The 12,271-nt window shown below is 58.9% G+C and carries 7 protein-coding genes; 3 read left to right on the plus strand and 4 right to left on the minus strand.

Annotated elements, in window-relative coordinates; translation table 11 throughout:
* The first annotated feature begins 155 nt into the window (after positions 1-155).
* A complete protein-coding gene (locus VXJ35_RS06540) occupies positions 156-2,549 on the plus strand; it encodes a TonB-dependent receptor (protein ID WP_082880822.1) in 2,394 nt (797 codons plus the stop codon).
* A gap of 208 nt (positions 2,550-2,757) precedes the next feature.
* A complete protein-coding gene (locus VXJ35_RS06545; RefSeq protein WP_064020951.1) occupies positions 2,758-3,273 on the plus strand; it encodes an RNA polymerase sigma factor in 516 nt (171 codons plus the stop codon).
* A gap of 104 nt (positions 3,274-3,377) precedes the next feature.
* Here the strand turns inward: VXJ35_RS06545 and VXJ35_RS06550 are convergent, their stop codons facing one another.
* From VXJ35_RS06550 to VXJ35_RS06565, 4 genes are all read right to left on the minus strand, one after another.
* Positions 3,378-5,387, minus strand: a complete 2,010-nt coding sequence (locus tag VXJ35_RS06550) for a TonB-dependent siderophore receptor (RefSeq protein WP_064020952.1) — start codon at positions 5,385-5,387, stop codon at positions 3,378-3,380.
* A gap of 312 nt (positions 5,388-5,699) precedes the next feature.
* Complete coding sequence (locus VXJ35_RS06555) at positions 5,700-7,148, minus strand: efflux transporter outer membrane subunit (protein ID WP_064020953.1); 1,449 nt, start codon at positions 7,146-7,148, stop codon at positions 5,700-5,702.
* Positions 7,149-7,153: 5 nt separating this feature from the next.
* Positions 7,154-10,327: an efflux RND transporter permease subunit gene (locus VXJ35_RS06560; RefSeq protein WP_064020954.1), complete on the minus strand. Its 3,174-nt coding sequence runs from the start codon at positions 10,325-10,327 to the stop codon at positions 7,154-7,156.
* Between the two features lie 3 nt (positions 10,328-10,330).
* A complete protein-coding gene (locus VXJ35_RS06565) occupies positions 10,331-11,548 on the minus strand; it encodes an efflux RND transporter periplasmic adaptor subunit (protein WP_082880823.1) in 1,218 nt (405 codons plus the stop codon).
* Between the two features lie 94 nt (positions 11,549-11,642).
* Here VXJ35_RS06565 and VXJ35_RS06570 point away from each other — a divergent pair, with 94 nt between their 5' ends.
* Complete coding sequence (locus VXJ35_RS06570; RefSeq protein ID WP_064020955.1) at positions 11,643-12,257, plus strand: TetR/AcrR family transcriptional regulator; 615 nt, start codon at positions 11,643-11,645, stop codon at positions 12,255-12,257.
* Positions 12,258-12,271: the final 14 nt, after the last annotated feature.

A 12,271-nucleotide genomic window follows, 5' to 3' on the forward strand; every position in this document is an offset into this window, starting at 1 on the left:
TTGTTCAGCGCTTCCCTAGGCGACGCGTGGAAACCGGGCAATGCCTTTTTCAAGATATTTCCCGTACAACCTGACCAGATTCCCGGCGCTGACCTGTCTTAGCTAACGAGCCGCAAAAATCGCGGCGCCATTCGTTTAGCCACCCGAGGAATACCATGAGACCGAATACAAGGATTTTGCGCCGCACGCTACTCGCAGTTGCCGTAATGGCCGCCGTCGCACCGGCGGTTGCCGACGACGCGCCGCACACCCTGAATATCGCGCCGCAAAGCGTCAACGACGCCCTGAAAGTATTGGCGGCGGAAACGCATTTGCAAATTTTCAGCGACGGCGAGGCGTTGAAGGGTAAAACCACCGCCGGCCTGAATGGCGTTTACACCGCCCGCGAAGCCTTGCAAAAGCTGCTGGTGGGCACCGGCCTAAGTTACCGTTTTACAGCCGAGAACGCGGTCGCGGTGAAAGCCGCCGAAAACGGCAGCGATGCAACTACGACGATGCCGGCAGTTAAAGTAGTCGGCCGTTACCGATTCGATCCCAATAGTCCCGACAATCCCGGCTACGCGCGCACCAATTCTACTACCGCGAGCAAAACGGATACGCCAATTATGCAGACGCCGATGTCGATTAAGGTGGTGCCGAAAACGGTGCTGGACGATCAGCAAGCGGTGCTATTCGACGACGCGGTGACTCGCAATGTCAGTGGCGTGCAGCGGAATTTCGAATTTGGCGATTTGTACCAGGGCTTTATTGTGCGCGGATTCAGTTTGGGTGCGAACATCTACCGCGACGGCTTGCGGCAACACGCCGGCTATTTCGAGCCGGCCGGGATGGAGCGCATCGAGGTGCTGAAAGGTGCGGCGGCCATGCTTTACGGCCGCACCCAACCCGGCGGCTTGGTTAACTACGTCACCAAGAAGCCACGCGACGAAGCCCACTATTCGCTGCAACAACAATTCGGTTCGTTCGATATGTACCGTACGACAGTCGATGCGACCGGGCCGGTCAACGACGATAAGTCCTTGTTGTATCGGCTGAATGTGGCCTATCTAAGCCAGAATTCGTTTCGAGACTACAACGAAAACGAACGCATTTATGTCGCACCGTCGTTAACTTGGCGAATTTCGGACCGGACCGAAGCGACGATTCAACTAGAGCATCAGCACGACGACTACGTCATGGATTTCGGCATTCCGGCGTTAGGCAATCGTCCGGCGCCGTTGCCGAAAGGATTTTACGTCGGCGACGAGCAACTGCGCCTCAGCAGCATGGACAGCAATCAGATTGCCACCAATCTTTCCCATCGCTTTAACGACCATTGGAAAATCGAGCATAAATTCAATTGGCACCAATGGGACCATCAATTTAACTCGATTTTTCCTGCGGGAAGTTTGAACGGCGATAACCGTACGATAAATAGGGCGTTGACGACCGGACCTACGGACCGGGAAACACTCGCGACCAGTCTGGATCTTGCCGGTGAGTTCGAAACTTATGGTTTACGCCACAAGCTGCTGATCGGTGGCGATTATTTTCATCTGAAAACCAACACTTACGACAACCACTGGACTTACGGCGCGATTCCGGCACTGGATGTTTTCGAACCGAACAATCACTTGATCGACATGAATGCGGTCAATGCCATACCTTACGATTTTTGGTGGAAAGAGAAAGACGAATGGTATGGCGTCTACGCCCAAGACCAAATCACACTGTGGGATAAAGTACATTTCTTGATCGGTGGGCGTTACGACATCCTCAGTTACGGCACCGGCTGTTGCGCGGCGACCAGTCAGATCAGCGATCATGAAGACAATCGGCTGAATCCGCGTTTCGGCATCGTCTATCAACCCTGGCAATGGCTTTCCGTCTACGGTAACTATGTCGAATCCATCGGTTCCAATAACGGCTTGACGCCGACCAACGCCAACAACAAACCCGAATTGGGCGAACAATACGAAGCCGGCCTGAAAACCGAGTTTTTTGACGGCCGCTTTACCTCCAATCTCGCTTATTACCATTTGACCAAAGAGAATATGTTGACCGGCGTGCCGGGCTTGCCTTACCGGATTCCAATTGGCGCCGCGCGCAGTCAGGGGGTGGAATTGGATCTGACCGGGGAAATTACGGATTACCTGAGTATGGTGGGAACCTACGCATATGCCGATGCCCGCGTAACCAAGGACAACGGCTTCGCACCGTGGGGCTTAGCGTCCAAACAGGGCAAGCGCCTGCCAAACGTACCCGAACACTCGGGCAGCCTATGGTTGACTTACCATCCGGACGAACATCTCAAGGTCGGCGCTGGCATGTTTGCCCAAGGCAAGCGGGCGGGGGATAACGACAATACCTACGATTTGCCCGGTTTCGTACGCTTGGATGCGATGGTCTCGTATAGCTGGAATTTGAGCCGAAGCAAGCTAACCACGCAATTCAATGTCAATAACCTGTTGGATAAGGAGTATTACCGCGGTTCGCGAGCTTCCGATCGAACAGGCGCGTTGCCGGGAGAGCCAATCTCCTTCATCGGTTCGGTGCGTGTGGACTACTGACGGCCGTAGCTTACGGGAGGCACGTCCCCAACATGTTGACTTTGAAGAGCGGCAGGTGGTTGAACGGCAGTCGTTTTGGGGGCAATGGTCTCGGCAATCGCTTCCGGCATTACCTGCCTCATGTATGCCCACGCTAAGCCAGCAAATAAAACCAAAATACCTCGCCGCCGTATTTTATTGATCGGCGGCTATTGTTTTTCTCTGGATTATGAACACCAACCATCCCCCGCTCACCGCCGCCTTTTTGCGCCATCAAGCCGAACTGCGCCAATATCTGCTGCGCCAAGTCAATTGCCCCGATACCGCCGCCGACTTGCTGCAAGACACTTTTATCCGTATCGCCCGGCTCGAAACCGGTGACGGAATTTCCAACCCGCGGGCGTTTTTGTACCGGGTGGCCGGCAATCTGGCCTTGGATCATGCCCGTATGGCGGCGCGGCGCGGGCAATGGGACGGAGGCGACATCGACGAAGACTGGGCATGCCCGCGGCCGCAGCCGGACGCAATCCTGGCCGGTCGGCAAGCCTGGCGGAGTTTTCTGAACGGCTTGGCGCAACTCCCTTTGCCGCAGCGGCAATTATTGCTGGCATGCCGCGTCGACGGCAAAACCTGCCGCGAGGCCGCCGCGGAAGAACGCATTACCGCAAAGCAGGTCGAGCGTATCGTCCGGAAACAGCTCGGTTTTCTGCGGGCTCAAGGCGAGCATGTTGGCGGCAACCGCTAACCGCCGATTGATATCGCTTAGCGGACAAAGTCTGCCGGCCACGCCGGCGTTTAGACGGACGGCTGCGGCCGCGCATTACGGCCTAGCGGGCGGTGCGGCGGGGCCTAAAACTCCCAGGTGATTTTGCCGTAAACGCCGCGCTGAACTTCTGTCGGCAGGGTGAACGATTCTTGGATGTACTCCAAATGGCGGTTATCCAGCAGATTCTGGCCGACCAGCGCCAGTTCCACCGCGCGGTTCAACTTCCATCCCAGCCGTAAATCCAGCGTGGTATAGGAGCGGATGTAGGCCGGCCCGGCCAGCGTGAAGGCGCTGGCGTTGTCGACGTAGCGCAGCCAGGCGTCCAGGGTAACGTCCGATACCGGATTCAATGCCGCCCGCAACGAAAGTTTATGCTGCGGCGAGATCGCTTCCCGGTAATAGGCGTTGCTGCTGAGTTCGCTTTTCAGCGCACTGTAGCTGACGTCCCAACGCCACCAGCCCAGCATTTTCATGACGACCGAGGTTTCGATACCGTAAGTACGGCCGGCGCCGCCGTTGTCGATGTAAAACGGCTGGCGCAGATAGGCCGGCAGTTGCGAGGTGTCAATGGCGCCGGGTTGGTATGAACGAGGCGTGCTGTAGTTGTTGTAGAAGCCGGCGATATCCAACGAAAAGGCCGGATTCGGACTGAAGCGGTAACCGACTTCGTATGCCAGCAATTGTTCGGCCTGGTAAGTTTGCGAACCCATCACGGCGAGCGCCAACGGAAACGGCGTTGCATTTTGGCCGGTAAATGGCGGCAGAGTTTGGCCCACCAAGCTCATATCGGCGTCGACCCGCGACGGAATCCGTACCCCGCGAGATACCGCGCCCCATACGCGGTGGTTCGGATGCGGCCCCCACATCAAGCGCGCCGTGGGCTGCACTTCGAAGCCGGTGAAATCGTTGTGTTCCAGTTTCGAGCCCAGCGTCAGCCAAAGCGTATCGTCTACCAGCGTCAGTTGGTCTTGCACAAAGCCGCTGTAGTAGCTGTTGTCGCGGTCGGTCGGATTGAAGGAAATCAGATCCGGATAGATATCCGTGACGTCGGAAGAGGAGTAGCGGAAACCCAAGCCCCAGATAATGTCGTTCCAATCGTTCAGCGCGAAGCGGTGTTGAAAATCCAGGTCGCCGGTATGGCGTTCCTCTTCGATATAGGCTTCGCGCCGGTTGTAGCTATCGAAATACAGTTGCAGCGTGCTGCTCGACGTGTCCGAGAAAGTGTGCTGCCAGCGGCTGATAATATTGCCGCCGCTGGTCATCGCCCGGTCGCCGACCGTTTGCCGGTAAGGCGCGGCCAATGCGGCGAGCAGCAGTTGTTGGTTCAGGTCGGCAGCGTACATGTCGCCTTGTAGCGTCAGCGAATCGGCGTCGGACAGGTCGGAATCGAGGCGGAAGCCGCCCTGCATTTTGTTCCAGGCATCGCCGGCGCTCTGGCCGGCGGAGCGGGCCAATGCATCCCGCTCGAAACCTTTCAGATAGACCCTGGCACTGGTCGAGGCGTTGATTTGCTTGCCGTAGCGGAAGGCGCCGAAGCCGAGTTCCTCGCTGCCGCCGCCGGCGCTGAGCAAGCCGCCCTGGGTGTCGGCGCTATGTTTGGTGATGATGTTGACCACGCCGTTGACGGCATTGGCGCCCCACAAGGCCGCGCCGGAACCGCGGATGACTTCGATGCGTTCGACGTCTTCCAGCATCACGTCCTGCAATTCCCAATACACGCCGGCGAATGCCGGCGTGTACAAGCTTCTACCGTCGATCAGCACCAGCAATTTATTGGCGAAACGGCCGTTGAAACCGCGCGCACTGACCGCCCACTTGTTGGAGTCGATCCGGCCGACGTCGATGCCCGGCGCCAACCGCAGTGCGTCGGGGATGCTGGTGGCGCCGGAGCGCTTGATATCTTCGTCGCTGATGACGAATACCGCCGCCGCCGAATCCTGTAAGGACTGCACTTTTTTTGCCACCGAAGTGATTTTTACGGCCAGCAGTTCTTCCAGATTCAGATCGGTCAGGTCGGTTTCGGCGTGCAGGCTATCCGGTAGCCAGGCCAGAAATGCCGTTGCGATCCGAAATAAAGAAAGAGATTTATTCATGGCGGGCAGGGCGGGCAAAACCTAACGATGCGGCAATTGTGAACGGATTATGATAACTGTAGCGAAAGATCGTATATGCGCAAGATTCTAGTTTTTGCGGAGAAATATTTGAAATTTTTAGATATTTCAAACAAGGGGCGGCAGGTTAGCATGCCGGAAGACGGCTGGGCAATATGTCGGCACGCCAGTTGACGGTGTCTGGAAAATGTGGGCGGGCGGGCGAACGGTTACGCCCGGAAACGGTTGCCGCCGGCAGCCGCCGGCGGCGTTATCGGCCGGCCCGGCTCGGGATCGCGGCCGCCAATCCGGGCTTTATTCGCCGGCGCTACTTGCTTCGGCGACCGTTTCCCAACCGCCGCCCAGCGCCTTGTAAACTGCGGCCAATGCTGTCGCCGCGGCGGTTTCGCTTTGCGCCAATTGGCTTTGGTCCTGCAACAGTCGCTGTTCGGCGTCGAGTACGGTCAGAAAATCGCTGATGCCTTCCTGATAACGCAGTTGCGCCAGTTCGCGCGCCTTGGCGCTGGCGGTAGCGGCTTTGGCCAGGTCGGCGCGGCGGCCCAATTCCTGCCGGTAGGCCACCAGACTGTTTTCGGTTTCCTCCAACGCGTTCAGCACGGTTTGCTCGTACTGGGCCAGACCGGCCTCGGCCCGAGCGTCGGCGGCCTTGATCCGGGCATAAACCCGGCCCAAGTCGAACGCCGCCCAAGTAATGCGCGGACCGATCGAATAGGCATCGCCGCCCGGCGCGACCAAGTTGGTCAAGGTGTTGCCTTCCAGCGAGATGCTGCCGACGAAGGTTACCCGCGGAAACAGATCGGCGGTGGCGACGCCGATTTGCGCGGTCGCGGCGGCCAGATTGCGCTCCGCCATGCGAATGTCCGGCCGCCGCCGCAGCAGTTGCGCCGGATCGCCGATGCGGATGGTTTCCGGGGCTTTGGGTAACGATTGCTGGGCGCTTAACGTCGTAGTCAATGCATCCGGCATTTGTCCGCTCAATACGCTCAAGCGGTGGATGGCTTGGCGAATGGCGGTCTCCAACGGCGGAATGCCGGCACGGGTGCTTTGCAATTGCGCTTCGGCGCGCGAAGTATCCAGCTCGGTGCCGCGGCCGTTTTCGAACTTAACCCGAGTGATTTCCAGGGTTTGCGCCTGGTTTTCGGCATTACGTTGCGCTACGGCCAACTGGTGTTGCAGGCCGCGCAGCGCAAAATAATTGCGGGCAACTTCGCCGACCAGGCTGACTTCGACATCGCGCAGACTGGCCTCCTCGGCGGCGACCTGGTCGTCGGCGGCTTCGACGCTACGCCGGACCCGGCCGAAGAAATCCAATTCCCACGACGCGTCGAAGCCCATGCTGTACAGCTTCAATTCGCGCGGTACGAACGCCCGGTTGTTCAACGAGCCGGCGCTGCGTTTCTGTTCGTTATAGCTGGCGCGCGAGGTAACGGTCGGCAGCAGGCTCAGGCCGGATTCCAGATACAAGGCCCTGGCCTCGGCCAGATTGGCTTTGGCGGCTTGCAAGTCGCGGTTGTGGTGCAGGCTTTGTTCGACCAAATTTTCCAGCAGGCCGTCGTTGAACAATTTCCACCAAGCCACCTCGCTGCTGTCCGCCGAAAATAACGGCGCGGGCGCATTGGCGAATTGGCCTGGCAAATCGGCCGTGGCCGGGGTTTGGTAATCCGGGCCGACCGCGCAACCGGCCAGCAGGGCGCCAGCGAGCATGGCTTGAGCCAACGCGCTAAGTTTCAAACTAGGATTCATGGCAACTACTCCGCGTTGGCGTGTTGAACGTTGGTATTGCGGCGCAATTTGCCGGCCAGCCCTTGTACCGCGACGAAAAACACCGGCGTCAGCAGCAAACCGAAAACCGTCACGCCGATCATGCCGCTGAATACCGCGGTACCCAGCAAATGCCGCGATTCGGCGCCGGCGCCTTTGGCGACCACCAGCGGAAATACGCCCATCACGAAAGCGAACGAGGTCATCAAAATCGGCCGCAACCGAATCCGTGCCGCCTCGACGGCCGCTTCGAAACGCGTCAGGCCCGATTCCTGGCGGTGCTTGGCAAACTCGACGATCAAAATCGCGTTTTTGCTGGCCAGACCGACCAAGACGATGAAGCCGATCTGGGTAAAGATGTTGTTATCCATGCCGCCGATCCAGACCCCGGTCATCGACGACAGAATACACATCGGCACGATCAGAATGACCGCGAACGGCAGCGCCCAGCTTTCGTATTGCGCGGCCAGGGCCAGGAACACGAAAATCACGCTGAGCGGGAACACCAGCAATGCGACGTTACCGGCCAACACTTGCTGCAAGCTGAGTTCGGTCCATTCGAAATCAAAGCCGGGCGGCAGGTTGTCGCGCAACACCCGGCTCATTTTTTCGATGGCATCGCCGGAGCTGACGCCGGGCAGGGTACTGCCGTTGATTTCGGCGGCGGTGTACATGTTGTAGCGGGTGATTTTGTCCGGACCGCTGATTTCCTTGACATCGGCGACCGCGCCCAACGGCACCATGCCGCCGCTCAGATTTTTGGTCTTGAGTTCGGTGATGTCGCTAGGTAGCATCCGGAAATCGGCGTCGGCCTGGGCCGTAACCTGGTAAGTACGGCCGAAGATATTGAAATCGTTGACGTACAACGAACCCAAATAAATCTGCAAGGTATCGAACACGTCCTTCAACGGCACGTTCATCGATTTGACCTGGGTACGGTCGACGTCGACGAATAATTGCGGCACGCCGGCGCGGAAGGTGGTGAACAAACCGACCAAGCCCGGTTGCTGGTTGCCTTTTTCGATCATTTCCCCGGCGACTTTTTGCAGTTCGTCGATGCCGGCGTTATTGCGGTCCTGTACCTGCAATTTAAAACCGCCGACCGAGCTCATACCGCGAATCGGCGGCGGCGTGAACACGGCGATACGGGCGTTGGGGATGGCCGCCAGCCGCTGGTTCAGGGTTTTGACGACTTGCGAGGCATGCAAATCCGGACGGTGGGCGCGGCTGTCGAACGAATCCAGCCGGGCGAACATGGTTGCGACGTTGGATTGGTTGGCGCCGCTCAGAATCGACCAGCCGGCGTAGGCGTTGATATGGCTGACGCCTTCGGTATCCAGCACGATTTTGCTGGCTTGTTGCACCACGTCTTTGGTACGCGCCAACGACGCTGCGTCCGGCAACTGCGCGTACAAAATCAGATAGCCCTGGTCCTGGTCCGGTATGAAACCGGTCGGCACTTTTTCGAAGGCCAAGAAGTTCAGGCCGTTCAGGCCGACATAAAGCACCAAGACTACCGCCACCATCCGGATCAGGCGGCCGACCAGTCTGGAATATCCCAGGCTGAAACGCTCGAAAAAGCGGTTGAAGCCAACAAAGAACCAGCCGAATAATTTATCGAACAATTTGGTAAAGGCATCCTTGTTTTCGTGGGCCCGGTCCAGCAACAGGGCGCAAAGCGCAGGACTCAAGGTCAGCGAGTTGAAGGCCGAGATCACCGTCGACACGGCAATGGTCAAGGCAAACTGTTTGTAAAACGCGCCGGACACGCCGGTGATGAACGCGGTCGGGACGAATACCGCGACCAGTACCAAGGCCGTGGCAACGACCGGCCCTATCACTTCGCTCATCGCCAGGCGGGTGGCTTCTCGGGCGTGCATGCCCTCGGAAATATGGCGTTCGACGTTTTCGACCACGACGATGGCGTCGTCGACCACGATCCCGATCGCCAGTACCAAACCGAACAACGACAGGGTATTCAACGACAAACCCAAGCCGGCCATCACCGCAAAAGCGCCGATCAACGACACCGGCACCGCCAGCAACGGAATCACTGCCGCCCGCCAGTTTTGCAGGAAGACGATGACCACCAACACCACCAAGCCCAGCGCTTCGAACAAAGTCTTGACCACGGCGTCGATCGATTGCTGGACGAATACGACGGTGTCGTAGACCAGCACGTAATCCAGGCCTTCCGGGAAGCGGGTTTTCAGTTTTTCCATCGCTTCGACCACGGCTTTTTTGGTATCGATGGCGTTGGAGCCGGGCAATTGGAAAATCGCCAGACCGACGGTTTCTTCGCCGTCCAGGAACAGGCCGGAGTTGTAATCTTTGGCGCCGAGTTCGATGCGGGCCACGTCTTTAAGCTTGGTGACCTGGCCGTTATCGCCGGGCCTGATCACGATTTCGCCGAACTGTTCCGGATCGCTCAGGCGGCCTAGCGTGCTGACCGTGTATTGGTATTCGGCGGCGGTCGGCGACGGTTGCTGGCCGACTACGCCGGCCGCGACCTGCACGTTTTGCTCGCGCACGGCATTGACCACTTCGGCCGCGGTCAGATTGCGGGCGGCGATTTTTTCCGGGTTCAGCCATAAGCGCATGCTGTAGTCGCGGGCGCCGAACAACAGAATATCGCCGACGCCGGGCAGCCGGGCCAGCGTATCGCGGACTTGCAGCAGTGCGTAGTTGCTCATGTAAACGCTGTCGTAGCGTTTGTCCGGCGATACCAGATTGACCACCAGGCTCAGGTCCGGGCTGCGCTTTTTCACGCTCAGACCTTGTCGGCGCACTTCTTCCGGCAGTTTGGGTTCGGCCAGCGCCACCCGGTTTTGCACCAATACCTGGGCTTTGTCCAGGTTGGTGCCTGGCTTGAAGGTGATGGTCAACGCCATCACGCCGCTGTTGGTCGATTGCGACGACATGTACAGCATGTCCTCGACGCCGTTGACTTCCTGCTCGACCGGCGTCGCCACCGTTTCGGCGACGACTTTGGCGTTGGCGCCGGGGTAGGTGGCGGTGACGACGACAGTGGGCGGGGCGATTTCCGGATATTGGGCAATCGGCAGGCCGATCAGCGCCAGGCCGCCGACCAGTACGATCACAATCGACAACACTGAAGCGAAGATCGGCCGGTCGATGAAAAAATGGCTGAATTTATCCATGGCTTATTGGCCTCCCTGGCCGTCGAGTGCGATTTTTTCAGGGTTGACCGTCGCGCCGGGCCGCAGTTTTTGCAAGCCTTCGACGACGACCCAATCCTCGGCTTTCAAGCCGTCGCGCACCACGCGCAGTTGGCCGATGCGGGCGCCGGGCTTGATCGGCCGGTACTCGGCCTGGTTGTTGGCGTTGACTACCCAGACGAAGCGCTGGGCTTGGTCGGCGCCGATAGCGCGGTCCGGCACCAACAGCGCCGGGTAAGCCGCCGAACCTTTCAGGCGCAAGCGGGCGAAGAAACCGGGGCTGAGCAGTTCGTCCGGGTTCGGGAACACGCCGCGCAGGGTCAAAGTACCGGTGGCGGCATCGGCGCGCGGAGCGATGTAGTCCAGTTTGCCCTGGTGCGGAAATCCGTCCTCGTCGGCCACTGCCGCTTCCACCGCCGCGCCATGCAGATCGGCGCTAACGCTGCCGTCCCGCTTAGCCTGGCGCCGGTATTTCAGCACCGATTGCTCGTCGGCATCGACGTAAACGTAGATCGGATCGGTGGATACCATTTGGGTTAACAAGGTGTCGTCGGCTTTGACCAGATTGCCGACCGTCAACAATTCGCGGCCGACCCGGCCGCTGATCGGGGCGCGGATTTCGGTGTATTCCAGATTCAGTTTGGCGGCGTAGGCGCTGGCTTCGGCGGATACCACGGCGGCAGCGGCTTCGCGCAGGCCTTTGCTGCGGGCGTCGTATTCTTCGGCGGAAATGGCCTTGGCTTTGAATAGATTCTCGGCGCGGGCCAGATCGTTTATCGCCAGTTCGCGCTTGGTTTTGGCCCGCTCCAGTTCGGCGTTGGCGAAATTCAATTGCGCTTGTAACGGTTTCTGGTCGATCAGAAACAGCAGATCGCCTTTTTTGACCTTATCGCCGGCGTGGAAATTGACCTTTTCCAAATAGCCGCCGATGCGGGCGCGCACATCCACTGCGTTGACGGCTTCGATCCGGCCGGTGTATTCGTCCCAGTCGCTGGTTTCCCGGCTTAGAGGCTGCGCGATTTTGACGTTGGCCGGCGGCATCGCCGGTGCCGCGTTGCCGGGGGGAGCGGAATCGCCGCAACCCGACAGGACCAGTTGCAGCGTTGCGGCCAGGAGGCAGAGGCCGGCAAATCGGGCGCGTCCTGTTAACGCCGCGGAGTTTCCCGGCCGAATTGCCGTTGCTGATTCCATCATAAATGCCATGCCCGTTCCCCTGAAATAAAATGGTAATATCTATTACCGTTTAGTCTAGGGTATCATCGTTTGGCAAGTCAATTTCTTTTGCGAGTACGACAGCATGGTTAAATGTGGCCGCCCGTGTAAGGGCGACGAGCAACAAAGTCGGGACAGATTGCTCGACGCGGCGCTGCGGCTTTTTTTGGAACACGGTTACGGCAATTTGAGTATGGAAACCATCGCCCGCGACGCGCGGGTCTCGTTGCGCACCGTCTACAGCCAGTTCGGCGGCAAAGCCGGCTTGTTCGGCGCATTGATCCGGCGCTGTAGCGACCAGTTCATCGGTAGCTTATGTACTGAGTTGCCGCCGGAGGAAGCCTTGCTCAGCTTCGCCGGCCAGTTTTTGTTTCGCATCACCCGCCCCGACGTACTGCGGATGCGGGCGATCCTGATCGGCGAATCGCCGCGATTTCCGGAACTGGCGACCCAGTTTTACGAACAGGGCCCCCAGCGCACCTTGGGGCAACTGGCCGAGTTCTTCCGCTTACAGCAGCGGGCCGGTTTGATTGCCGATATCGACCCCGATTTCCTCGCCGACCAGTTTGTCAGCGCCGTGCGCGGCGAACGTTTGCAGCGCTTGCAATTGGGATTGGAGCCGACGCCGGACGCCGCCGAAATCGAGCGATGGGTCGGCCCGGTGGTGCGTTTGTTTCTGGCCGGCTGTCTGGCCAAGTAAGGTCCGCCGGTTTC

The organism is Methylomonas sp. DH-1, assembly GCF_046097555.1.
In the GTDB taxonomy this organism is placed as follows: domain Bacteria; phylum Pseudomonadota; class Gammaproteobacteria; order Methylococcales; family Methylomonadaceae; genus Methylomonas; species Methylomonas koyamae.

Coding starts and splice junctions, on each gene's coding strand:
- VXJ35_RS06540 (WP_082880822.1), top strand. CDS start 156: ATGAGACCGAATACAAGGATTTTGCGCCGCACGCTACTCGCAGTTGCC.
- VXJ35_RS06545 (WP_064020951.1), top strand. CDS start 2,758: ATGAACACCAACCATCCCCCGCTCACCGCCGCCTTTTTGCGCCATCAA.
- VXJ35_RS06550 (WP_064020952.1), bottom strand. CDS start 5,387: ATGAATAAATCTCTTTCTTTATTTCGGATCGCAACGGCATTTCTGGCC.
- VXJ35_RS06555 (WP_064020953.1), bottom strand. CDS start 7,148: ATGAATCCTAGTTTGAAACTTAGCGCGTTGGCTCAAGCCATGCTCGCT.
- VXJ35_RS06560 (WP_064020954.1), bottom strand. CDS start 10,327: ATGGATAAATTCAGCCATTTTTTCATCGACCGGCCGATCTTCGCTTCA.
- VXJ35_RS06565 (WP_082880823.1), bottom strand. CDS start 11,548: ATGGCATTTATGATGGAATCAGCAACGGCAATTCGGCCGGGAAACTCC.
- VXJ35_RS06570 (WP_064020955.1), top strand. CDS start 11,643: ATGGTTAAATGTGGCCGCCCGTGTAAGGGCGACGAGCAACAAAGTCGG.